Raw genomic sequence first — 23,198 nt, 5'->3', positions numbered from 1 at the left:
GGGCTTGATAAATCGCCGCAGGGAGGACAAAGCCTGATGGAATCCAGCAAGCCCGCCCAGGTCGTCAAGGATGTCGTCGAGACCGCCGTGGAGAAGGTCGGCGACGCGCTGACGCCGGATGTGCCGGGCGCGCCGGGCAGCGTGCCACCCTCGCGGGAGGAGCCGACCACCCCGCGCGGCCCGCTGCCGCCCAAGGGCGAGCAGGGCGCACCGGACACCCGCACCCCGACCGGCGCGGAGACCGGCGTGCCGAAGGCGGCCAAGGGACAGCAGGGGGCGTACCTCACCACCGCCAACGGCGCCCGGCTGCGCGACACCGACCACTCGCTCAAGGCCGGTCCGCGCGGCCCGGTGCTGCTCCAGGACCACCACCTGCGCGAAAAGATCATGCACTTCGACCACGAGCGGATCCCGGAGCGCGTGGTGCACGCCCGGGGCGCCGGCGCGCACGGCGTCTTCGTCGCCAACGGCGCCGCCGAGAAGGTCACCCGCGCCGGCTTCCTGAAGAAGGGACGCGAGACGCCGGTCTTCGTCCGCTTCTCCACCGTGCTGGGCTCGCGCGGGTCGGCGGACACGGTCCGCGACACCCGGGGCTTCGCCACCAAGTTCTACACCGACGAGGGCACGTTCGACCTGGTCGGCAACAACATGCCGGTGTTCTTCATCCAGGACGCGATCAAGTTCCCGGACATCATCCACGCCGGCAAGCCGCACCCGGACCGGGAGATCCCGCAGGCGCAGAGCGCGCACGACACGTTCTGGGACTTCGTCTCCCTGCACACCGAGGCGCAGCACCACACCATCTGGAACATGTCCGACCGGGGCATCCCGCGGTCCTACCGGACCATGGAGGGCTTCGGCGTGCACACCTTCCGCCTGGTCGACGACGCCGGGGCGACGGTGCTGGTGAAGTTCCACTGGAAGCCGAAGCTCGGGGTGCACTCGCTGACGTGGGAGGAGGCCCAACTGATCGGCGGCATGGACCCGGACTTCCACCGGCGCGACCTCTACGACGCGATCGAGGCCGGCGCGTTCCCGGAGTGGGAGCTGGGCATCCAGGTCTTCCCGGACACGCCGGAGGAGACGTTCGCCGGGATCGACCTGCTCGACCCGACGAAGATCGTCCCGGAGGAGTTGGCACCGGTGCAGCCGATCGGCACGCTGACGCTCAACCGGACGCCGCGTAACTTCTTCGCCGAGACCGAGCAGGTGGCGTTCCACCTCGGGCACCTCCCGCCGGGCATCGACGTCACCAACGACCCGCTGCTCCAGGGTCGGCTCTTCTCCTACCTGGACACGCAGCTCACCCGGCTGGGCGGGCCGAACTTCACCCAGATCCCGATCAACCGGCCGCACGCCGACGTCAACGACATGCTGCGGGACGGCTTCCACCAGCACGCGGTGCACGCCGGGGTGGCCCCCTACCGACCGAACTCGCTCGACGGCGGCAACCCGTTCCCGGCCGGTGACCGGGAGCACGCCTTCGTCGACGTACCGGTGACGGTGGCGGAGGCGCCGAAGGTCCGGGCGGCCCCGGCCTCCTTCGACGACCACTTCAGCCAGGTCCGGCTCTTCTGGGCGAGCATGTCGCCGGTGGAGAAGGAGCACATCGTCCGGGCGTACACGTTCGAGCTGGGCAAGTGCTACCACCAGGCGATCAAGGAGCGGCAGCTCCAGTGCCTGGCCAACATCGACCCGGTGCTCTGCGAGCAGGTCGCCACCGGCCTGGGCCTGCCCGCGCCGCAGCCCACCGTCCCGTTGGCCGAGGCGCAGCCCAGCCCGGCGCTGTCCCAGGTCGGCCGGGAGTGGCCGGCGGACGGCCGGATGGTTGGCATCGTGGTCGACGCCGACGGCGACCTGGACGACGTCGGGCAGGTTCAGCGGGCGGTGTTCGCCGCCGGCATGGTGCCGCTGCTGATCGCCGCGCACGGCGGCACCGTCGGCGGGTTGCCGGTGCAGCGCACGTTCGCCACCGCCCGCTCGGTCGAGTTCGACGCGGTCCTGCTGGCCGGGGCCCCGGCGCCGGCGCCGGACGCGCTGCCGGCCCGGGACGCCAAGGCCGGCGCGGCGGGCTCCCCCGCCGTCGACCCCCGGGTGCTGCTGCTGGTCGAGGAGGCGTGGCGGCACGCCAAGGCGATCGGCGCGTGGGGCGCCGGCGCGGAGGTGCTCCAGCGGGCCGGTGTCGCCGGCTCGCCGGGCGTGGTCGGCGGCGGCTCCGGCGCCGAGGTGCTGGAAGCCGTGCAGGGGCTGATGGCGGCGCACCGGGTCTGGGAGCGGTTCCCGGCCTCGGTCGCCTGACCGACGCACCGGCGAGGGGCGGTCCGCCACGGCGGGCCGCCCCTCCTTTTATTGACCGACATGCATTGACGGCTTAGTTAATACTCTTTAATATTCTGGCCACCTCGAGGAACACCCCATCCGCCCCCGTCCCCCGGGAAGGCCCTCGATGCCCAGACCTCACCTCCGGCGTCGCCTCACCGCCGGTGCGCTCGCGCTGGCCACCGCCACCGCCACGCTCGCCCTCGCCCCGTCCGCCGCCGAGGCGGCCGTGCTGCCCAACGGCTTCAAGAGCGTCGGCTACATGCCGTCCTGGAGCGGCAGCGTCAACAGCATCCAGTACGGCAAGCTCACCCACGTCAACTACGCCTTCGCGCTACCCAACGGCGACGGCAGCCTGCGCGCGGTGGAGAACCCGAGCAAGCTCTCCTCGCTGGTGTCGCTCGGCCACGCCAACAACGTCAAGGTATCCATCGCCATCGGCGGCTGGAACGACGGCGACGACTCCGCGTTCGAGGCGCTCGCCGCCAACTCCGGCGCCCGCGGCGCGTTCGTCACCAACGTGGTCAACTTCGTCAACCAGTACAACCTCGACGGCGTCGACATCGACTGGGAATATCCCGACCCGGGCGCGTCGGCGAACAACTACACGCTGCTGATGCAGCAGCTCGGCAGCGCGCTGCACAGCCGCGGCAAGCTGCTCACCGCCGCCGTGGTCGCCGAGGGCTACTACGTCAACGGGGTGCCCACGGCGGTCTTCGGCGCCGTCGACTGGCTGAACATCATGGCGTACGACGGCGGCAGCCCGCACGCCAACTACGACTGGGCGATCGCCAGCGTCAACGGATGGAAGGCGCGTGGCGTGCCCGCCGCCAAGGCGGTGCTCGGCGTGCCCTTCTACAGCCGGCCCGGCTACTACACGTACGCCGCGCTGGTCGGCATGGATCCGGCGAACGCCAACCGGGACTGCACCACGGCCGGCGGCGTCCAGCAGTGCTACAACGGCCTGCCCACGGTCAAGCGCAAGACGCAGTGGGCCCGGGCGAACGCCGGCGGGATGATGAACTGGGAGCTGTCCCAGGACACCACCGGCGCGACGTCGCTGGTCACCGCGATCTACGACGCCGCCACCGGGGGCGGCACCACCCCGCCGCCGTCCGGACGCACCGGCCCGGTCACCGGCATCGGCGGCAAGTGCGTCGACGTCGCCGCCGCCAGCAGCGCCAACGGCACCGCGGTCCAGCTCTACGCCTGCAACGGCACCGCCGCGCAGAGCTGGACCGTCGGCGGCGACGGCACCCTGCGGGCGCTGGGCAAGTGCCTCGACGTGACGAGCGCCGGCACCGCGAACGGCACCAAGATCCAGATCTGGGACTGCAACGGCACCGGCGCCCAGGTCTGGCAGGCCCAGAGCAACGGCACCCTGCGTAACCCGGTGTCGAACCGGTGCCTGGACGCCACCGACAACAGCTCCGCCGACGGCACGCGGCTCCAGATCTGGGACTGCTTCGGCGGCGCCAACCAGGTGTGGCGACTGCCGGCCTGACGCCCTTCCGGCGGGGCGGCCGGGTGCGCCGCCCCGCCGGCAGGTCGGGTCAGCGGCCTCGCGTGACCCGGCAGATCTGCACCGGGTGGGCCGGCGCGCCGTCGACCGGGGCGGGATCCTCCGGCGTGGCGGCGATGCCGCCGGCCGCGATCCGGTCCAGGGTGGCCAGCCCGGCCGCGTCGACCCGGCCGAAGACGGTGTAGTTCGGCCGCAACGCCGAGTCGGCCTGCACCAGGAAGAACTGGCTGCCGTTGGTGTCCGGCCCGGCGTTCGCCATGGCCAGCGTGCCGCGGGCGTAGAGACGGCGTACCCCGGTCGGGTCGGTCGGCGCGGGCGGCAGGTCGGTGGGAAGCTCGTCGCGGTAGCGGTAGCCCGGGCCGCCCTCGCCGGTGCCGGACGGGTCGCCGCACTGGAGCACCGTCAACGTCGGGTACGCGGTGAGCCGGTGGCAGGGCGTCCGGTCGTAGAACCGGTGCCGGGCCAGGTGCAGGAAACTCTGCACGGTGCAGGGCGCCTGCTCTCGATCGAGGAGCAGCCCGATCGGCCCCTGGTTGGTGCGCAGCGTGACCCGTACCGTCCCCCGGTCCGGCGTGCGACGCGGGTCCGGCGGCAGCGGCACCGGTCGGGCCGCGGGCTCGTCCGGCGTCGGCGTGTACGCGCACGGTCCCTTCGTGGGCGCGGGCTCGGCGGCCGGCGCCGCGCTCGCGGCGACTCCGCCGGCGGCGACGAGCGCGGCGGCGGCCACAGTCACCCCGGCGAGGCGGGCCAGCAGCGGTAAGGCGGCGTGCGGTCGGGTTTCGCTCGACACGTGGGTCCTCCCTGGACTCGTGGTACCAGAACGACCGGAGTCTATGGATTCGGTGATCCGATGTCGACGACATCCGGTCGCCCGACGCCTTGATCATCTGTTCGGTTCCGCCCGGACCAGGTGCGATCGGTTCGTGGGGCAGGGACGGCCGTGGGAGCGGGGTCGGATACGGTGGGCGCGGTCAGGAGGGAGCCGGATGCGACTGCACGTCGGGTGTGCCATGTGGACGCACCGGGCCTGGCCGGGTCGGCTCCTGCCGGCCCACGAGCGGCTGCGGGCGTACGCCGGCTGGTGCGACGCGGTCGAGGGCAACACCACGTTCTACGCCACGCCGGCCCGGGAGACGGTGGCGTCCTGGGCGGAGCAGACCGACCCGGACTTCCGTTTCCTGGCGAAGCTGCCGAAGGCTGTCACGCACGAGCGCCGGCTCACCGGCGGCGAGGCCGAGCTGCGGGCGTTCCTGGACGCGATGGAACCGCTCGGGCCGCGGGCACACATGCTCTGGGTGCAACTGCCCGGCTCGTTCGGCCCCGGCGACGTGCCCGAGCTGGACCGGTTTCTCCGGGCCCTGCCCGCCACCCACAGGTACGCCGTCGAGGTCCGCCACCCCGCCTTCTTCACCGACACCGGCGCGGCTCACACGCTCGCGGAGATGCTACGCAGAGTCGACGCGGAGTGGGTCCCGTTCGACACCACCGCGTTCTTCCGGACGCCGCCGACGAGCGACGCGGAACGGGAGGCGTGGACGCGCAAGCCCCGCCTGCCGTCGCGTACCGAGGCGCTCACCGACCGGCCGGTGGTGCGCTACCTGGGCCGGGACGACCCGGCCGTGACGGTCGAGGGCTGGCAGCCGTGGCTGGACGTGGTCACCGGCTGGCTGCGCGAGGGGCGCTCGCCGACCGTGTTCGTGCACACGCCCGACAACGCGGACGCTCCCGACCTGGCGCGCCGGTTCCACGACCAGGTCCGCGCCCGCCTGCCCGAGTTGGCGCCGCTGCCCGAGCCGACACCGGTCGGCCCGGCCACACTGTTCTGACTGACCCGCGCCTTTGGGTGCGGTTGTCGTCGCCCCGGCGACCACAACCGCACCCGAAGCCCGCGGTCAGGCCGGCGCGAGCGGCAGCAGCACCATGAACCGGGTGTCGCCGGGCTCGGACCGCACCCGGATGTCGCCGTGGTGCTTGTTGACCACGATCCGGTACGAGATGTCCAGCCCGAGACCGGTGCCCTCGCCGACCGCCTTGGTGGTGAAGAACGGCTCGAAGATGCGCGGGCGGACCTCCGGCGGGATGCCGGGGCCGGTGTCGCGGATCTCGACGGTCAGCCGGTCGTCGGTGCGCCCGGTCCGCACCGTCAGCGTGCCGTCGCCGGCCATCGCGGCGAGCGCGTTGTCGATGAGGTTGGTCCAGACCTGGTTGAGTTCGGCCGCGTACGCCGCGACGGCGGGCAGGTTCCGGTCGTACTCCTTGACCACCCGCACGCCGGCCGGGATCTTCGCCTGGAGCATGACGAGCGTGGCGTCGAGCAGGTCGTGCACGTCCACCGTCTGGTAGGGCGCCCGGTCGAGTTGGGAATACTGTTTCGCGGCCCCGACCAGCCCGGAGACCCGGGTGACCGCGTCGTCGATCTCGCCCATCAGCAGCTCGGTGTCGATGGTGTAGGTGATCCAGTGCACGGCCGACTCCAGGTCGTCGCCGCCGACCGCGGCGTCGACCTGGGCGAGCCAGCCGGTGTCGAGGCCGCCGGCCACGAGCGTCGGCGCCAGCTCCCACGCCCCGCGTACGCCGTGGTCGTCGAGCCAGTCGGCCAGCTCGTCCTCGGCGTCGCTCGCGGCCAGCGGCGACAGCGCGGGCGCGGCGGCGGCCCGCTTCACCGCCTCCTCCTGCAACGAGACGAGGTCGTGCAGGCGCCGCCCGTCGAGCCGGCCGTCGGCGATCATGGCGAGTTTGTGCCGCATCTTCGCCACCCGGCCGCGCAGCGCCGAGGTGGCCCGGACGGCCGCCGCCGCCGGGTTGTTCAGCTCGTGGGTGAGCCCGGCCGACAGGGCGCCCAGGGCCAGCAGCCGTTCCCGCTCCCCCACGATGGTCTGCGAGTTGCGCATCCCGACGAACAGCCCCTCCAGCAGGTGGGTGGCCATCGGGAACCAACCGCGCATGGCGTCCGCGATGATCTCCGCGGGTAGGGCGAACACCGCGACGTCGGTCACCGCGCGCAGGCTGTTGCGGTAGCGCTGTTCGGCCGGGTCGCCGATGTACGCCTGCATGGCGCCACCGTAGACGCCGCGGTGGCTGGTGCGGCTCACCTCCACCTCGTCGCCCTGCACCCGCTGGTGCATCGCCACGGTGCCGTCGAGCAGGACGTAGAAGCAGCTCGCCGGCTCACCCTCGACGTAGACGGCCTCGCCGGCGCGACGCCGCTCCACCCGGCCGTGCTCGGCCAGGTGCGCGAGTTGCTCCGGGGTGAGCGACTCGAACAGGAAGAGCTGCCGCAACTCGTCCGGGGCGAGCCGGTCCGTCGTCATTGCGCCTCCAGGTATCGGTGCACGAGCGAGACCGCCATCGCGCCCTCACCCACGGCGGAGGCGACCCGTTTCACCGAGTCGGCCCGCACGTCACCGGCGGCGAACACGCCGGGCATGCTGGACTCCAGATGGTAGGGGTCGCGCGGCAGCGACCAGCCGGCCGGCCGCTTGCCGCTCCGGGTCAGGTCCGGCCCGGTCAGCACGAAGCCCCGGCCGTCCCGGACCACCGCGCCGTCGAGCCAGTCGGTGTGCGGCTCCGCGCCGATGAACACGAACAGCCACGACGTGTCCACCTCCCGGGTCTCGCCGGTGCGCATGTCCCGCAGCGTCACCCGCTCCAGATGCTCCTGGCCGGCGCCGCCGACCACCTCGGTGCACGGGTGCACCTCGATGGTGTCGATCCGCGCGATCTGGTCGATCAGATAGCTGGACATCGACCGGGTCAGGTCGTCGCCGCGGATGAGCAGGTGCACCCGGCGGGCGTACCGGGAGAAGTGCACGGCGGCCTGGCCGGCGGAGTTGGCCCCGCCGACGATGTAGACGTCCGCGCCGGAGCAGCTCGGCGCCTCGCTCGCCACCGAGCCGTAGAAGCAGCCGCGACCGGTCAGCTCGGCCAGCCCCGGCGCGGGCAGCATCCGGTAGGAGACGCCGGTGGCGAGCACCACGGTGTGCGCGGCGACGCTGCTGCCGTCGTTGAACCGCAGCACCCGCGCCCCGCCGGCGTTCTCCAGTGACACCACCTCCCGGGCGCTGAGCAGTTCCGCGCCGAAACGCAACGCCTGGCGGCGGGCCCGGTCGGTGAGCTGCGCGCCGGACACCCCGTCGGGAAAACCGAGGTAGTTCTCGATCCGGCTGCTCTGCCCGGCCTGCCCGCCGGTGGCCCGCCGCTCGATCAGCACCGTCCGCAGCCCCTCGGAGGCGCCGTAGACGGCCGCGCCGAGCCCGGCCGGGCCGGCGCCGACCACCACCAGGTCGTAGAAGTCGGCGGCCGGCGTGGTGGCCAGCCCGACCTGCGCGGCCAGGTCGGCCGTCGACGGTTGCACCAGCGACTTGCCGTCCGCGGTCACCACCAGGGGTACGTCGTTCGCGGTCACGCCCGCGGCGGTGAGCAACTCGGCGCCCTCCGGCTCGTCGGCGAGCACCCAGCGGAACGGCACCAGGTTGCGGGCGAGGAAGTCGCGGGCCGTGAACGAGGGCGCGGACCAGCGGTGCCCGACCACCCGCAGCTCCGGCGCGGTCGTGGTCCCGCCGGCGGTCCACGCCTCCAGGAGCTGGTCCAGCACCGGGTAGAGCTTCTCCTCCGGCGGGTGCCACGGCTTGAGCAGGTAGTGGTCGAGGTCGACCACGTTGATCGCGTTGATCGCGGCGTCGGTGTCGGCGTACGCGGTGAGCAGGACCCGGCGGGCGGCGGGGAACAGGTCCATCGCCGCCTCGAGGAACTCGATGCCGTTCATCTGCGGCATCCGGTAGTCGGCGATCAGCACCGCCACCTGCTCGCCGCGCAGCTTCAGCTCGCGCAGCGCCTCCAGAGCCGCCTCTGCGGAGTCGGCCCGCACCACCCGGTAGCGGTCGCCGTAGCGGCGCCGGATGTCGCGGGCGACCGCCCGGGAAACGGCCGGGTCGTCGTCGACGGTGAGGATCGCGGGGTTGGGCATGGCGTCCAGTGAAGCACCCCCGGTTGCCCGTCCGCACCACCGGCGACCAGCCGGCAGGTCACCGCCGTCCCGGGCCGGGTCGCCGGCCCCGGCTCGACACGAACTGGTACGACATCGCCGCGAACGCCGGGTCGCGCAGCAGCCGGCGGAAGGCGTCCAACTGGCCGGATGACAGCCCGGCGTCGAGCAGCTCCGGTTCGAGCTGCCGGGAGTTCGTGCCGTAGAGCGAGATGCCGAGCGAGCCACCGGGCCAGCTCCGCGCGTGGCTCACGCTGTCCACCTCGACCAGGCCCGCCGCGATCAGCTCGGCGTGCACGTCCTGCGCCCAGGCCAGGTCCGCGCCGTGGCTCTGGAGGATGCCGAGCATCGCGTCCGTCACCTGGGCGAACAGCTTCGCCGCGTCGTCGCTGGGCGCGGTCAGCACCCGCAGCGGCGCGGTGCAGTCGAACTCCTCGACCACCAGCCACCCGCCTGGGGCGAGCGCGCCGGCCAGGGTACGCAGGACCCGGCGCCGCTCCGGCAGGTGCAGCAGCACCAGCCGGGCGTGGATCAGGTCGAAGTCGTCCCCGGGCGGCGGCTCGTGGCGCACGTCGTGCCGCCGTACGTCGAGGTTGCCCGATGGGCGCAGGTGCGTCAGGTCGAGGTCGGTGGCCAGCACCCGGCCGGCCGGGCCGACCGCGGCGGCCATGGCCCGGGCGACCGAGCCACCGCCCGCGCCGACCTCCCAGCACCGGCCGGCCGGGGCGAGCAGCGGCGCGGCGATCCGGCCGGTGGTGATCGGGTCCAGGAACGATTCGAGGGCGTGCAGTTGGGGCACCGCGTCGGCGGCGCCGGTGTCGAAGGCGTAGTCGGTCTCGGGGGTGTCGGTCGGCATCGCTCCTCATTCCGGTCGCGGGCGGTCGGTTCGCGCGCCCGGAGCTGTCGCCAGCCCGGGCCGGGGCCGGGGAGCCGGTGGCTCCGCGACCGCGGCGACGCTCAGCAGCGCCGCCACCGCGCCCGGGTCGGCCCGGGCCTCGTCGGCCGGTCGGTCGTAGACCACCCGGCCGTACTCCAGCACGGCGATCCGGTCGGCGACCTCGATCGCGTGCCGGATCTGCTGCTCGACCAGGAGCACGGTCATGCCGGCCCGGGCCAGGGAGCCGACCAGGTCGCGGACCCGGGCGGCCAGGTCGGGCGCGAGCCCCTCGCACGGCTCGTCGAGCAGCAGCACGCGGGGCTGGCCGAGCAGGGCGCGGGCGATCGCCAGCATCTGCTGCTCGCCGCCGGAGAGCTGGTCGCCACGGTGCCGCAGCCGCGCGGAGAGCCGGGGCAGCAGCTCCAGCACCCGGGCGACGGTCCAGCCCTCCCCGCCCGGGGTCGCCGCCCGCCACGGCGCGGCGGCCAGGACGAGATGCTCGGCCACCGTCAGCCGGGAGAAGATCCGCCGGCCCTGCGGCACCAACCCCACCCCGGCGCGGGCGATCCGGTGCGGCTGCCGGCCGGCGACCGGCACGCCGCCGATCTCGATCCGCCCGGCCTGCGGCCGGACCAGACCGGCCACGCAGTGCACGAGCGTGCTCTTGCCGGCGCCGTTGCGGCCCACCACCGCCTGCACGGCGCCGGGCCGCACGTCGAGATCCACCTCGTGCAGCACCGTGCCACCGGCGTAGCCGGCGCGGAGCGCCTCGATGCGCAGCATCACGTCACCCCCTCCGCGTACGCCTGACGGACCGGGCCGGACGAGCGGATCTCGGCGGGCGACCCGGTGGCGAGCGTCCGGCCGTCGCGCAGCACGGTCACCGTGTCGCAGAGCGCGTAGACCAGGTCCAGCCGGTGCTCGACGAGCAGGACCGCGACCGCGCGGGGCAGCCTGCGCAGGAACTCCACCAACCAGCCGGTCTCCACCGTGGACAGCCCGGCGGCCGGTTCGTCGAGCAGCAGCAGCCGTGGCCGGCCGGCGAGCGCCACGGCGATCTCCAGTTGCCGGCGCTGCCCGTGGGCGAGCTGCCCGGCGGGCGTCGCGGCGACGTCGCCGAGCCCCACCCGGTCCAGCAGCGCGTCCGCGGTGTGCCCGGCCGCCCGCCGCCGGGCCGTCGGATGCCACCGGCCGGGCCGCTCGGCCCGGGGCAGCGCGGCGACGAGCACGTTCTGCCGGGCGGTCAACGAACCCCAGACGGCGGGACGCTGGTGGATCCGGCCGACGCCGCGCCGGGCCCGGGCGGCCGGACCGAGCCCGGTGACGTCCCGACCGCCCAGCCGGATCCGGCCGGCGGTCGGCCGGGTGGCGCCGGCGACCACGTCGAGCAGCGTGGTCTTGCCCGCGCCGTTCGGCCCGATGAGCGCGTGCCGCTGGCCGAGCGGGATCCGCAGGTCGACCGCGTCCAACGCGACGAGCGACCCGTAGCGCACGGTGACCGCCTCGGCGGTGAGCAGGGGCGTCACGCGCGTACCCCGGTCGTGACGGCGCGTCTTTCCGCGTCGGCGGGGCGCGCGTCCGGGGTGGCCGGCCGGTAGCGCCGGGCCGCCGGCCGGGCGGACCGGGCGGTGGGCAGCAGGTGCGCGGCCACGACGAAGGCCAACCCGAGCACCAGCGGCCCCTGTCCGGGCAGCGCGCCGAACAGCCAGTCGCGGGCGGCGACGACGAGCACCGCGCCGACGAGCGCGCCGCCGACCGAGGCGGTGCCCCCGACGACCACACCGAGCAGCAGCAACGCGGAGGTGTCGAACCCGAAGTCGGCAGGTGAGACGTACTGCTGGGCGGTGACCAGCAGCGAGCCGGCCGCACCGGCGACCGCGCCGGCGGCGATGTGGACGCCCGCCACGTGCGACGGCACGCGGTGCCCGCTGGCCCGCAGCCGCGCCTCGTCGGCGCGGCCGGCGCGCAGCAGCAACCCGACGCGGGTCCGCAGCACCAGCAGCACCAGGCCGGCAAGGACCGCGACGGCCACGAGCGTGTAGAGGTAGCGGGCCCGGTCGGTGGCCAGCACCGGCAGCCCCCACCACGGCCGCGTCGGGGCGATGCCGGCCAGCCCGTCGGTGCCGCCGGTCACCGAGGTCCACCTCCCGGCGAGGATCACCGCCAGCTCACCGATCGCCAGCGTGATCATCAGGAGCACCACGCCCCGGGCCGGGAGCACGAGCGGCAACGCGACCACGGCCAGCGCCGCGCCCGCCACCGCCGCGACGAGCAGGTGCACCGGCCCGACGTCGGAGAGCTGGCCGCCGGCCACCGCACCGGCGTACGCGCCGGCCGCGTACGGCGCGGTCTGCCCGAGCGTGGGCAGCCCGGCGACGCCGGTCAGCAGCGCGACGCTCACCGCGACCAGGCCCAACGCCAGCGTGCGGGCCAGCAGCGCCACGGTGTAGTCGTCCACCGCCCAGGGAGCGGCGACCAGCCCGGCCAGCACCGCCGCGGCGACAGCCAGCCGCGGCGCCCGCACGTCGCCCACCGCACGGCGACCAGACCGCACGGCGACCAGCCCGGCGAGCACCACCGCGGCGACGGCCGGTCGCAGCGCCCGCGCCGCCCGCTCCCTCATGTCGTCCTCCGCGCGGGGGCCAGGCCCCGCGCCCGGACCGCGAGGACGACCGCCATGGCGGCGAAGAGCAGGAACGGGGCGGCGGACGGGACGAGCGCCACGCCGAGCGTCTGGATCTGGCCGACCGCCAGCGCCGCCAGCAGCGTGCCGGTCATCGAGCCGAGGCCGCCGAGCACCACCACGACCAGGGAGAGCAGCAGCACCGCGTCGGCGGTGCCGGGCCCCGGGCGGATGATCGGCGCGCCCAGCACGCCGGCGGCCCCGGCCAGCGCGCCGGCCGCGGCCAGCACGCCGACCCGGACCACCGCCGGGCTCACCCCGAGCGTGGCGACCATCTCGGCGTCGTCGACCGCCGCCCGCACCAGCATGCCGGCCCGGGTGCGGCGCACCACCAGGTGCAGCAGGCCGGCGAGCAACCCGGCCACCACGATGAAGACCAGCCGGTACGCGGCGTAGCGGTGACCCGCGAGCGCGACCGACCCGTCGAGCGCGGCGGGCACCCGTACCGGCGGGTCGTCCGGGCCGAACGCGGCCACGAGCAGGCTGCCGCCGGCCAGCGCGACGCCGAAGGTGAGCAGCGCCTGGGTGAGGTGCCCGGCCGCCGCGACCCGGGTGAGCAGCACCGCGACGAGCGCTCCGGCGGCGGTGGCGGCGGCCACGCCGACCGCCAACGCCAGCGCCAGGCTGGGCCAGCCGCCGTCCAGCAGCGCGGCGGCGGTGTAGCCGCCGATCGCGAAGAGCGTGCCGTGGGCGAGGTTGAGGATGCCGGCCACGCCGAAGCAGAGCACCAGCCCGGCCGCGGCGACGAACACCAGCAGCCCGTAGGCGACCCCGTCCAGGGCCGGGACGACGTACGGGTCGATCGGCACGCCGGTCAGCCCCCGACGGTGGCGAGGTCACCGACCACCGTGTTGGACAGCGCCCGCCCGTCCTGGCGGACCTGGCGCAGATACCACTTCTGCACCGGCGCGTGGGTGGTCGGCGAGAACTGCCAGGTGCCGCGCGGGCTGGCGATCTGCCCGAGTTGGCCGATCGCGGCGTTGATCTTCTCCGGGGTGGCGTCGTCGCCGGCCGCCGCGACCGCCCGGTCCAGCACCGCCGCCGCGTCGTAGGAGGCCATCGCGTAGGTCGTCGGGGAGCCGTCGTGCTCGGCCTTCCAGGCGGCCACGAACGCCCGGTTCTCCGCGTTGTCGAGGTCGGGCGAGTAGTTCAACACCGAGTAGATGTCCCGCGCGGCGTCGCCCTGCGCGTCGAGCACCCCGCCCTCGGTCAGGAAGCCGGCGGCGTAGAGCGGCACGTCCCTGATCTCCGACTGGGCGTACTGCTTGACGAAGTCGATCGCCGCGCTGCCGGCGTAGAACGTGTAGACCGCGTCCGCGCCGGACGCCTTGATCCGGGCGAAGTACGGGGTGAAGTTGGTGGTCGCCGGGAACGGCGTGAACGTGGTCTTGCCGTCGGGGTTGGCGAGCTTGCCGCCGGCGGCGGCGAACGCCTCGGTGAAGCCGCGCAGCTCGTCCCAGCCGCCCTGGTAGTCCGGCCCGATGGCGTAGACGCTGCCGGTGACGTCCTCGCGCACGTGCGCCGCGATCGCCTGGCCGGGCTCGTCGGAGAGGTAGGAGGTGTGCCAGACCCGGGACACGTCCTTGATCTCCGGCCGCCCGTTGGAGCCGACGAACGGCACCTTCGTCTCGTTCAGCAGCGGATAGACCGCGGCCACCGAGCCGCCGCCGACGATGCCGGTCAGCGCCGCCACCCGGTCCTGTTTGAGCAGCTTGGTGGCGGCGGGTACGGCGGTCGCCGCGCCGTTGCCCTCGTCCGCGACGACCAGCTCGACCTGCCGGCCGCCGAGCTTGCCGTCGTGGGCGGACAGGTAGAGCTGGAAGCCGTCGCGGATGTCCTTGCCGACCGACTGGTAGGTGCCGGAGAGCGACGCGAGCAGGCCGATCTTGACGGGATCGGCGGAACCGGCGGACGGTCCGTCGTCGGCGCAGGCCGGCGCCGCGAGCAGGACGAGGGCGAGCAGCGCCGCGGTGCGGGCACGACTGCGCCGGGGCAGGGTCAGGGACATGGTGTCTCTCCTGTGGTCAGGGGTGCGGATCCGGCGGGACGCCGGCGGTCAGCGGCTGCGGCTCAGGGCCGCCCGGGCCGCGGGGGTGAGCGCGTCACCGATGCGGTTCGCCAGCTCGGTCATCTCGTAGGAGACCTTGCCGACGTCGCACCGCGGGTCGGCCAGCACGAGCAGTGAGGCGCCGTCGTTGAAGGCCATGGAGAACATGAAGCCGCCCTCCAACTGGGTCACGTTGGAGATCACCGCGCCGGCGTCGAAGAACGCCGCCGCGCCGCGCAGCAGGCTGACCAACCCGCTGCCGGTCGCCGCCAACTGGTCGGCCCGGTCGGGTGGGAGGTCGCGGGTGGCGGCCACCATCAGCCCGTCGCTGGAGATGGCGATCGCGTGGGTGACCTCGGTGGCGCGCTCGGCGAAGGCGTCCAGCAGCCAGCCGAGATCCTGGTGATCGGTCACGTGCACTCCCTTGTCGGGTCAGTGGGTGATCAGGTTGGGCCGCCGGCCGGCGACACCGCGGGCGTACGCGGCCATCGCAGTGGCCACCCGGGCCGGGTCGCGGTGCTCGTTGGCCGGGCGGGGGGTCGGGACGCCGCCGGGCAGCAGGTGCTCCTGCGGCTGCCGTCGGGGCAACCCGGACGTGGTGGTGCCGGCGACCCGAGGCTCGTCGGCGCGCGCCGCCGTGCGCCAGGCGTCGTCGGCGGGGCCGGACCAGGACGTGCCGTCGCCGTCCGGCCGGTCCGCCTGGAACCAGTGGTTGACCTGCTGGAAGATGACCAGTTCCGCGGTGGGCGCGTCGCCGGCGCCGGCCGGCACCGGCTGGAAGACCGGGGCGACCGGGAGCGGCCGGTCGGCGGCCGGCCCGCCGGCCCACGGCTGCGGGGCGGGCCGTGGGCCGGCGGACACGACGGGGGCCCGTCCGGCCGGGGAGGCGACCGTGCTGCGGGCCGCCCGGCGGGATGGCCGTTCGGGGGTGAGCAGGAACTCCTCGGGGGGCAACGACCGGATCAACGCGGCCGGGAGCGCCACCTCGGCGATGGTGCCGCGACGCGGCCCGGACCGGAGCTGGACGGCGGCGCCCAGCCGCGTGGCGAGTTGCCCCACCACGACCAGGCCCATCGCCCGGACGGTGGCCACGTCGATGGCGGGCGGCTGGGCGAGCAGGTCGTTGAGCTGTTGCCGGCGGTGCGGGGGCAACCCGACGCCCTCGTCGCTGATCTGCACGATCACCCGGTCGCCGAGGCTCCGGCCGGTCACCCACGCCTCGGTCATCGGCGGCGAGTAGCCGGTGGCGTTCTCCATCAGCTCGGCGAGCAGGTGCACCACCTCGTCGACCGACTCGGCGGCCACCGCCACGTCGCCGTCCACCAGGCCGAGGCGGATGCGGGCGTAGTGCTCGATCTGGCTCTGGGCGGCCTGGAGCACCTGCGGCAGCGGCACGTCGTGGTGGCGGACCCGCCCGACGCCCACTCCGCCGAGCACGAGCAGACTGGCGTTGATCCGGCCCATCCGGGTGGCGAGGTTGTCGAGCGCGTAGAGCCGATGCAGCCGGTCCGGGTCGGTCTCGTCCCGCTCGACCAGGTCCACCTGGGCCAGCACGGCGTCGACCAGGCGCTGCTCCCGCCGGCTCAGGTGGATGAAGATCTCCTGGGTGTTGGCCCGCATCACGGCCTGCTCCGCCGCGGTGCGCACGGCGGCCCGGTGCACCGCGTCGAACGCCTGCCCGACCTCGCCGATCTCGTCGTCGCCGGAGACCTCGATCGTGTCGAGGGCCTGCCGGCGGGCCAGCTCGTCCGGGTCCACCGAGGCGCTGTCCCGCTCCTGCAACCGGGCCACCACCTGGGGCAGCCGCTCGTACGCGACCGCGTTCGCCGCGTCCCGCAGCCGGCGCAGCCGCCGGGTGATCTGGCGGGCCACCGCCCAGGTGACGAGCGCGGTCAGCAGCAGGGCCAGCACGGCCGCCGCCGCCTCCACGACGGTGCGCCGCCGTTGGTCGGCGTGGGCGGCGCGGATGTCGTCGAGCACCGCCCCGTCGACCCGCAGGCGCAGCTCGGCCAGGCGTACCGCCCACTGCCCGGTGGCGGTGAGCCAGGTGTCCAGGTCCAGTTCGAGGCGGTCGCCGGCGGCCGTCCGGGCCACCTGGTCGAGGATCCGTTGCAGCCGCACGGCGCTCTCGCCGCTGCCGGCCTGCTCCCACCAGCCCTGCCAGGGCGGCCGGGCGAGGGACAGGAAAGCCAGCGACGCCTCGGTGAAGCCGGTCCGGGCGGCGGTGATGTCCTGCTGCAACGCGGGCGTGACCTGGCCGGCGGTGACCGCGCGCAGCACGGCCACCTGTTGCTGGCCGACCGTCTCGGCCACCTTGGACAGCGCGGCGGAGGCGCGGATGCCGTCCGCGATCCGCGGGTTGACCACGCCGAGGGTGACGCTCTCCCGCAGGGCGAGCAGGTCGGCGATGACGATCCGGTAGCTGAAGGTCATCGCCGAGACCGAGGCGCGCTCGGCGGTGCGTACCTGCGCGCGCAGCGGCGCGAGCCCGGCCAGCGCCGCGTCGATGCGCGGCAGGACGGCCCGTTCGGCGGCGACGCCCGCGGGCACCCGGGCGCGCTGCCGGCGGTATCCGGCGACCGCGGTGTCGGTGGCGGCGGTGGCGGCGGCGAAGGCGTCCTGTTGCGGCGGAGCGCCCCGGGTCAGCAGGTCGGCGGCGACGATCCGCTCGTGCTGGAGGCGGTGGGCCAGGCCGCCCGCCTCGGCGCCGAGCTGGGCGAGCTGGCCGAGATCGCTGGCGCGGGCGGTCTGCCGGGCGCTCTCGGTGAGCGCCAGGCCGGCGAAGCCCATCACGGCGACGAGCGGGGCGGCCACGATGAGACGCATGCGGCCACCGATGCGCCACCGGCGGCGGCGGGTCGGGTAGGGTCGGGCCGCGTGGGACCTCGTGCTCGACGCCACTGCTGACTCCCCGCGCTGATCGGCAACGTTCCATCTGCATTTGCGGATTGCACGTTCATTGCGCCGGAAGCGACGTGTCGAGACCAGACCCGACCGTGGTACAAACAGGCCGTACCAGCATCTGTACCCAGAGTTGGCGACACCGACGGCGGCCCGAAGGCGTTGGGGCCGGGCCGGTCAGCGCCGGCCGGCCGCCGACGACGGGCCCTCGGGTTCGGGCTGGGCGAGCACCTGGCCGATCAGCTCCCGCAGCTCGTCGATCGCCGCGACCACGGCCTGCGGATCGCGCGGGTCGCGTCGCGCGGCCGGACGGCCGAGTGGTTCCGGCTCGCCGGGCCGGGGGCCCCGCCGCCCGTCCGCCGCCAACTGCTCCGCCGCGACAAGCGGCCACAACTCGGCCAGCCGGCCGCCGGTGGCGAGCACCTCGTCGCAGCGGACGGCGAACTCCTGGCTGCCGAACCGCCGGCCGGACTCGACCGCGGCGACCGTCTCCCGGCTGAACCGCACCCGCTCGGCCAGCGCCCGCTGGGTCAGGCCGCGCCGGGTCCGCCAGCGGCGCAGCTCGGCACGGAACTGGTGGCTGGCGGCGGAGGGAGCGGGCGTGCGATCCATGTGCTCACCTTCGCGACGCCGGGCCGGCATCGGCAGCAGATCGAGGGTGGGTGATGAATGGGCGTTCGCAGGGAGCCATTCTTAACCCACCGGCACGTGGGTGTGAAGACGTGAACGCGCTGCGTGTCCACTCCCGCCGGTCGGTCGACGGCCGCACCGGAGGCGGTCACGCCGCCGGTCGGGCGGCCGGACGCGGACCTGCCGGCACCGTCACGTCGACGGTCACCGGCAGCGCGCGGTGCGCACGGAACGCCAGGTTCGGCCGGAAGACCCGGTGGTGCCCGGCCGCCGGACGCAGCTCCGGCAGGGCCGTGGCGAGACGGGTGAGCGCGGTGCCCGCCTCCAGCCGGGCCAGCGCCGCGCCGATGCAGAAGTGCGGCCCGTGCCCGAAGGAGAGGTGGTCGTGCGCGTCCGTCCGGTCCGGATCGAACCGGTTCGGATGGTCGAACACCGCCGGATCCCGGTTGGCCGCGCCGATCAGCAGCAGGCAGCGCGCCCCGGCGGGGATGGTGACACCGCCAAGCGTGACCGGCTGGTTGGTCACCCGCAGCCAGCCGTCGATCGCGGGCGCGTACCGCAGCGTCTCGGTGAGGAACGCCGGCACCCGCTCCGGCCGGGCCGCGAGCGCCCGCCACCGGCCCGGCTCGGACAGCGCCCGGTCCACCGCGTGGGCGAGCAGCCCGGCGGTGGTCTCGTGGCCGGCGACCAGCAGGTTGAACACGATGCTCGCGGCCTCGGCGATGGTCAGGACCTCGTCGTCGCCGTCCCGGTACGCCAGCAGCTCGGTCACGTAGTCGTCACCACCGCCGTCGAGCCGGCGCCGGACGAGATCCTGGCAGTAGCGCCAGAACTCCAGCAGCCCACCGGCCAGCCGGACCTGCTCGGCCGGCTCCGGACTCCCCCAGACCAGGGCGATCTGGCCGTCGGCCCAGGCCCGGATCCGCGGCACGTCGCGCGCCGGCACGCCGAGGATGTCCAGCAGGACCAGCAGCGGCAACTCGGCGGTGAACTCCGGCACGAGGTCGACCTCGGCTCCGGCCCGGGTGACCAGACGTGCCACCAGCTCGTCCACCCGGCGACGGACGATCCGGCCGTAGCGCTGCTCGACCCGTTCCGGGGTGTTGGCGAACGTCACCCGCAGCGCCCGCCGGGTCCGCGGATGCACCGGCGGGTCGGCGGCGGCGGTGGTGGGTGGCGCGTCGATCCGGGCGACCAGGGCCAGCGCCTCCGGGCAGATGTCGTAGACCGGGGCGAGGGTGAGGGCGTTGCCGAAGGATCGCGCGTCGGCGAGCGCCCGCCGGACGTCGGCATGCCGGGTGATCAGCCACAACCCGAGTTGCTCGTCGTGGTGCACCCCGCCGTCGCGGTCCAGCAGCCGGGCCCAGACGCCGGCCGGATCGGTGATATAGGCCCCCGCGAACGGATTCAACCGCATGACCGCCTCCTGCGCTACCGGCCGCTGTCCTTACCGTGCGCTTCCGGTCGAACACGAGTCAAGATGTGCCGGCATCAATCTGTTTCTGCCGCTTTCCCGCAACTTGCGCCCTGCTCCTTGCCGTCCGGATGCCCGTGATCAGGGGGTTGTGCCGCATGGGAGCCGTCCACGTGAAACGGCCGCGGGCCGGCCCGGCGTCGAAGGATTCGACGCGGACCGGCCCGCGGACCGACCGGCTCAGTCGGTGACGGTCACCGAGACCGCACGAGGTGGCTGCTGGTACTGCCCGTAGTTGTCCATCCCGCGGATCGTCACCGTGTACGTGCCGGCCGGGATGACCGGGGACGTGTAGGCGAAGTTCGACCCCGGGGAACCCGGGCTGGTGAGGAACGTCGCGATCCACGTGCTCCGGCCGAACGTGCCGGCCGCGTTCATCCCCTGCCCGGCGCTGTTGGTGATCTGGAGTTCCACCTTCTGCATGCCGACGTCGTCGACGGCCCGGCCGGTCACCACGATCCGGCCGCCGGAGTAGACCTCGCCCTCGACCGGCGTGATGCTCGGCTCCAGCGTCGGGTCGAGGTCACCGGGGTAGACCAGGTACCTCGCGGTGGCGCCGGAGGTGTTCCCGTCCTGCTGGCCGGCCGTGTCCACGGCCCACGCCTCGACGCTGTAGGTGCCCTTCGTGGGCAGGTCGATCGAGAGCGTGAACGCGGTGCTCGTCGCGTCCGGATCGGCGAGCGTCGCGTCGACCGTGGCGAACGCGGCGGCCATGGTGCCGTTGGGCTGCACGTACCGGCCGGTGTCCAGGTCGCGCAACGCCACCCGGACCGCCCGGACGCCCTTGTCGTCGGTGGCCGTGCCGGCCAGGTCGAGGTGCAACTGGTCGACGTTCTGGTCGGTGCCGGTGAAGGTGAGCCGCCCGTTCGGGAAGGCGTCGCCGGGCGTCTGCGCGGTGACGGTGAGCCGGCCCATGTTGGAGCTGGACGTGGTCAGGCCGAGGTTGTCGGTCGCGCGTACCCGGAAGTCGTAGACCCCGGGGGTGAGCGGCACGCTGGTGAAGGACCAGTCGAACGTCGCGGCGTTCAGGTTGGTCGGGGAGATCCGGTGGTACGCGGCGACCGAGTCGGCGCCCCAGGTGCCGTCGGCGGCCAGCGCCTCGCGGGTGGTGTTGTTGCGTAGGTAGATCTCGACCGACCGCAGCGCGTCCTCGTCGGTGGCGGTGCCGGCGAACGTGACAGTCGCGCCGGGCTCCACGGTCAGCGGCGGGGCGGCGGTCGGCGGCGTCATCGCCACCGGCGCGGTGATCGCCACCGTCGGCGGGACGCCGGTGGCCGAGATGGTCCAGTCCCGGGTGTCGCCGCGCAGGTCGCTCTGCCCGGCCGTGTCGACGGCGGTGGCGGTCATCCGCCACTGCCCCTCGATCGGCAGCGTCACCTCGTACTGCCAGGTGGCGGACGTCGCGCCGATCACGTCCGGCTCACCGCGGAACGTGTTGTAGACCGCCGCGACGCTGCCGTCGTCCTGGAGGTAGCGGTTGTCCGGGGTGCGGAACGAGTAGATCATCGAGCTGACGCCCTGGTCGTCGGTGGCGGTGCCGCTGGCCACGAAGCTCTGCGTGGCCAGCAGTCCGGCGGCCGGCGCGCTGATCCGGGTCGACGGCGGCAGGTCGTCGAAGCGGAACGCCTCGATCTTCTTGACCGCCTTGGTGGTGTCGCCGGCCCCGCCGACGGCGAACGTCTTGGCCTGGATCTGGTAGGTGCCGGCGGGCAGCGACACCGGCAGCGTCCACGTGGTGGACGTGGCGTTCGGCTCGGCGAGCGTCGCCTTGATGCCCTTGAACGCGCCCCAGGTGGTCATGTCGTCCTGGAGGTACCGACCGCTGACGCGGTCCATGATCTCGACCTGGACCTTCGACACGCCGGCCGGGGCCAGCGCCTGCCCGGCGAGGTCGAACGACTCGCCGGCCTGCTTCACCGCGCCCTCGATCGGGGTGGTGATCGTGGTGTCCAGCGGCGACGGCGCGGGCTCGGCGGACAGGTCGAAGAAGGCCACCCGGCCGGTCGTCTTGCCGCCCTTGACGTTGCCGTCGCCGCCGACGAGCAGGCCGCGCGACGTGGCGAGCATCGCCTTCTCCCCCTCGTACGAGTTGGAGCCGGGGTTCCACTCCAGCGCGGTGCCGGTGACCGGGTCCAGCGCGCCGAGGTGGTCGCGGCGGACCACCTGGTCGCCGAGGCCGTAACCGCTCAGGCCCTGGCCGGTGCCGTAGCCGACGTTGTCCAGGCCGGGCCAGGGCACGTTCGAGGTGGGCGACTCCTGCCAGCTGAAGTGGCCGCCGACGTAGACGGCGGTCTCGGTGATCGCGACCGAGTAGATGCTGTCGAAGTGCCGGGAGACCCAGAGCGGCTCGACGTGGTCGTTTCCGGTCAGCGAGTACGCGATGGCGGTGTCGTTGATCGGCGGGCGGTCACCGCCGGAGCCGCTGGTGACGACGAAGTACGAGTCGTCCGGCGCGATGTCACCGGCGAAAACGCGCTGGATGCCGCCGACGAAGGAGAGGTTGTCCTCCCACAGCCGGGTCCGCCACGGCAGCAGCGACTTGCTGGCCGTGGCGATCAGCGCCACCCCGTAGCGGTCCTCGCCGGCGATCTGGCGACCGGTGTGCACGACGAGCAGCTTGCTGCGGTCGTGGGTGAGCTTGAGCTGCTGCACGGTGAGCATGCCGCCGACGCCGATGCCGCCGGTGAGCGGCAGGTCGAACGCGGTGTCGACCGCGCCGGTGGTGGGGTTGAGCGCGGCGAGGCCGCTGCGGGAGACCCCGTTGACGGTGGCGAACTGGCCACCGACGTAGACCGCGGTGGGGCTCACCGCCAGCGCGGTCGCCCGCGCGTTCGCGGTCGCGGTGAACGCGGCGACCGGCGCGCCGGTGGACGGGTTGAGCCGGGCGATCTTGCGCTTGGTGACCCCGTTGATCGTGTTGAACGAGCCCGCGATGTAGAGCGACGACCCGTCCGGCGACGCCTCGACGGCCGCCACCGCGCCGTCGATGGTCGGCTTGAAGCCGGTGTCCACCTTGCCGGTGTCGAGGTTGTAGGACGCCAGCGACCGCTGCGCGATCGCGCTGCCCCCGACGTTGGTGATCGAGGTGAAGGTGCCGGCGATGAAGACCCGGTTGCCGATCACCTCGATGTCGGTGATCTCACCGTTGTTGATCCGCGGCGTGTCGGCGCGGGGCGTGGTGGGCATCAGCCGGGTGTCCCCCGGCGTCACCTGAGCCCTGGTGGCGACCGTACGGGCGGCGCCGAGCGCGGCGCTGCCCCCCATCGCCCGGGCGCCGGTCCGCCCGGCGGTGCCGGCGTCGGTGACGGTGACGGTGGCGGCGAGCGCCGGCACCCCCGCCACCACGACCGCGCCCGCGGCGAGCACCGCGACGGCGCGACTCCAAACTCGCATCGAGTCAACTCTCCCTGTCCGCGCGGACGGCGCCCTCGGGTGGCTCCCGACTCCCTCCGTCCGCGTGCCGGAGGTCACCGTAGGGAAGCAAGGAGTTCTCGCGATACGCCGCCGCGCCGGTTATCGACCGCTCGGCATCAATTTCGGCCACACCGGCGGCTCCCGTCCACCGATCGGGTGGCCGCCACCCACCACCTCGGCGAAATGGTGTCGACCATGCCCGATCTGACATGTGGACGACTGTCCTCGCGGGAAATGTCGACAGCGATCGGAGAAGTGCGCCGAGGAGCGATTCCGACGCGGCCGGCAGCATGCCGACGCAATTGTCGAATCATTGACGAGGCCGGCGCGATCCGTCCCGGACGAAC

Annotated in this window: 17 protein-coding genes; 3 read left to right on the top strand and 14 right to left on the bottom strand. The window is 74.0% G+C overall.

Going from position 1 to position 23,198, the window contains the following annotated elements; translation table 11 throughout:
- Nucleotides 1–36 precede the first annotated feature (36 nt).
- Together O7619_RS13680 and O7619_RS13675 are read left to right on the top strand one after the other, a co-directional pair.
- A complete protein-coding gene (locus tag O7619_RS13680) occupies nucleotides 37–2,298 on the top strand; it encodes a catalase (protein ID WP_282288126.1) in 2,262 nt (753 codons plus the stop codon).
- Between the two features lie 148 nt (nucleotides 2,299–2,446).
- Nucleotides 2,447–3,823 (top strand): glycosyl hydrolase family 18 protein, encoded by a 1,377-nt coding sequence (locus O7619_RS13675; RefSeq protein ID WP_282288124.1) that lies wholly within the window; start codon nucleotides 2,447–2,449, stop codon nucleotides 3,821–3,823.
- Between the two features lie 49 nt (nucleotides 3,824–3,872).
- Here O7619_RS13675 and O7619_RS13670 read toward each other — a convergent pair whose 3' ends face one another.
- Nucleotides 3,873–4,631 (bottom strand): peptidylprolyl isomerase, encoded by a 759-nt coding sequence (locus O7619_RS13670; RefSeq protein WP_282288123.1) that lies wholly within the window; start codon nucleotides 4,629–4,631, stop codon nucleotides 3,873–3,875.
- Nucleotides 4,632–4,851: 220 nt separating this feature from the next.
- On the opposite strand from O7619_RS13670, the gene O7619_RS13665 reads away from it, so the two are divergent.
- Entirely contained in the window at nucleotides 4,852–5,667 is an 816-nt protein-coding gene (locus O7619_RS13665) for a DUF72 domain-containing protein (protein ID WP_282288821.1), read from the top strand.
- A 66-nt stretch (nucleotides 5,668–5,733) separates the two neighbouring features.
- On the opposite strand, the gene O7619_RS13660 is transcribed toward O7619_RS13665, so the two are convergent.
- The 13 genes from O7619_RS13660 to O7619_RS13600 form a co-directional block, all read right to left on the bottom strand.
- Nucleotides 5,734–7,152: an ATP-binding protein gene (locus O7619_RS13660; RefSeq protein WP_282288122.1), complete on the bottom strand. Its 1,419-nt coding sequence runs from the start codon at nucleotides 7,150–7,152 to the stop codon at nucleotides 5,734–5,736.
- Complete coding sequence (locus tag O7619_RS13655) at nucleotides 7,149–8,807, bottom strand: FAD-dependent oxidoreductase (RefSeq protein WP_282288121.1); 1,659 nt, start codon at nucleotides 8,805–8,807, stop codon at nucleotides 7,149–7,151. Before O7619_RS13655 ends, O7619_RS13660 begins: the two co-directional genes overlap by 4 nt.
- A 58-nt stretch (nucleotides 8,808–8,865) precedes the next feature.
- Entirely contained in the window at nucleotides 8,866–9,681 is an 816-nt protein-coding gene (locus tag O7619_RS13650; protein ID WP_282288120.1) for a class I SAM-dependent methyltransferase, read from the bottom strand.
- A gap of 6 nt (nucleotides 9,682–9,687) precedes the next feature.
- Nucleotides 9,688–10,485: an ABC transporter ATP-binding protein gene (locus tag O7619_RS13645; protein WP_282288119.1), complete on the bottom strand. Its 798-nt coding sequence runs from the start codon at nucleotides 10,483–10,485 to the stop codon at nucleotides 9,688–9,690.
- Complete coding sequence (locus tag O7619_RS13640) at nucleotides 10,485–11,228, bottom strand: ABC transporter ATP-binding protein (RefSeq protein WP_282288118.1); 744 nt, start codon at nucleotides 11,226–11,228, stop codon at nucleotides 10,485–10,487. Before O7619_RS13640 ends, O7619_RS13645 begins: the two co-directional genes overlap by 1 nt.
- Nucleotides 11,225–12,325: a branched-chain amino acid ABC transporter permease gene (locus O7619_RS13635; RefSeq protein WP_282288117.1), complete on the bottom strand. Its 1,101-nt coding sequence runs from the start codon at nucleotides 12,323–12,325 to the stop codon at nucleotides 11,225–11,227. The genes O7619_RS13640 and O7619_RS13635 overlap by 4 nt, the downstream gene beginning before the upstream one ends.
- Nucleotides 12,322–13,194, bottom strand: a complete 873-nt coding sequence (locus O7619_RS13630) for a branched-chain amino acid ABC transporter permease (RefSeq protein WP_282288116.1) — start codon at nucleotides 13,192–13,194, stop codon at nucleotides 12,322–12,324. Before O7619_RS13630 ends, O7619_RS13635 begins: the two co-directional genes overlap by 4 nt.
- A gap of 5 nt (nucleotides 13,195–13,199) precedes the next feature.
- Entirely contained in the window at nucleotides 13,200–14,393 is a 1,194-nt protein-coding gene (locus O7619_RS13625) for an ABC transporter substrate-binding protein (protein WP_282288115.1), read from the bottom strand.
- Nucleotides 14,394–14,441: 48 nt separating this feature from the next.
- The gene (locus O7619_RS13620) at nucleotides 14,442–14,846 is read right to left on the bottom strand and encodes a roadblock/LC7 domain-containing protein (RefSeq protein ID WP_282288112.1); all 405 of its coding nucleotides are present in this window, start codon (nucleotides 14,844–14,846) and stop codon (nucleotides 14,442–14,444) included.
- Nucleotides 14,847–14,864: 18 nt separating this feature from the next.
- On the bottom strand, nucleotides 14,865–17,258 hold the full coding sequence (locus O7619_RS13615) for a nitrate- and nitrite sensing domain-containing protein (protein WP_282288111.1): 2,394 nt from the start codon (nucleotides 17,256–17,258) through the stop codon (nucleotides 14,865–14,867).
- A 252-nt stretch (nucleotides 17,259–17,510) separates the two neighbouring features.
- On the bottom strand, nucleotides 17,511–17,945 hold the full coding sequence (locus O7619_RS13610) for a helix-turn-helix transcriptional regulator (protein ID WP_282288110.1): 435 nt from the start codon (nucleotides 17,943–17,945) through the stop codon (nucleotides 17,511–17,513).
- A 166-nt stretch (nucleotides 17,946–18,111) separates the two neighbouring features.
- Nucleotides 18,112–19,380, bottom strand: coding sequence for a cytochrome P450 (locus tag O7619_RS13605; protein ID WP_282288109.1), 1,269 nt, complete (start codon nucleotides 19,378–19,380; stop codon nucleotides 18,112–18,114).
- 237 nt (nucleotides 19,381–19,617) lie between these two features.
- On the bottom strand, nucleotides 19,618–22,830 hold the full coding sequence (locus O7619_RS13600; RefSeq protein ID WP_282288107.1) for an Ig-like domain-containing protein: 3,213 nt from the start codon (nucleotides 22,828–22,830) through the stop codon (nucleotides 19,618–19,620).
- Nucleotides 22,831–23,198: the final 368 nt, after the last annotated feature.

Source organism: Micromonospora sp. WMMD998 (assembly GCF_029581235.1).
Lineage (GTDB): Bacteria > Actinomycetota > Actinomycetes > Mycobacteriales > Micromonosporaceae > Micromonospora.
This window is presented reverse-complemented; position numbering and strand designations above follow the sequence as displayed.

Coding starts and splice junctions, on each gene's coding strand:
- O7619_RS13680 (WP_282288126.1), top strand. CDS start 37: ATGGAATCCAGCAAGCCCGCCCAGGTCGTCAAGGATGTCGTCGAGACC.
- O7619_RS13675 (WP_282288124.1), top strand. CDS start 2,447: ATGCCCAGACCTCACCTCCGGCGTCGCCTCACCGCCGGTGCGCTCGCG.
- O7619_RS13665 (WP_282288821.1), top strand. CDS start 4,852: ATGTGGACGCACCGGGCCTGGCCGGGTCGGCTCCTGCCGGCCCACGAG.
- O7619_RS13660 (WP_282288122.1), bottom strand. CDS start 7,152: ATGACGACGGACCGGCTCGCCCCGGACGAGTTGCGGCAGCTCTTCCTG.
- O7619_RS13655 (WP_282288121.1), bottom strand. CDS start 8,807: ATGCCCAACCCCGCGATCCTCACCGTCGACGACGACCCGGCCGTTTCC.
- O7619_RS13650 (WP_282288120.1), bottom strand. CDS start 9,681: ATGCCGACCGACACCCCCGAGACCGACTACGCCTTCGACACCGGCGCC.
- O7619_RS13645 (WP_282288119.1), bottom strand. CDS start 10,485: ATGCTGCGCATCGAGGCGCTCCGCGCCGGCTACGCCGGTGGCACGGTG.
- O7619_RS13635 (WP_282288117.1), bottom strand. CDS start 12,325: ATGAGGGAGCGGGCGGCGCGGGCGCTGCGACCGGCCGTCGCCGCGGTG.
- O7619_RS13625 (WP_282288115.1), bottom strand. CDS start 14,393: ATGTCCCTGACCCTGCCCCGGCGCAGTCGTGCCCGCACCGCGGCGCTG.
- O7619_RS13615 (WP_282288111.1), bottom strand. CDS start 17,258: ATGCGTCTCATCGTGGCCGCCCCGCTCGTCGCCGTGATGGGCTTCGCC.
- O7619_RS13610 (WP_282288110.1), bottom strand. CDS start 17,945: ATGGATCGCACGCCCGCTCCCTCCGCCGCCAGCCACCAGTTCCGTGCC.
- O7619_RS13605 (WP_282288109.1), bottom strand. CDS start 19,380: ATGCGGTTGAATCCGTTCGCGGGGGCCTATATCACCGATCCGGCCGGC.
- O7619_RS13600 (WP_282288107.1), bottom strand. CDS start 22,830: ATGCGAGTTTGGAGTCGCGCCGTCGCGGTGCTCGCCGCGGGCGCGGTC.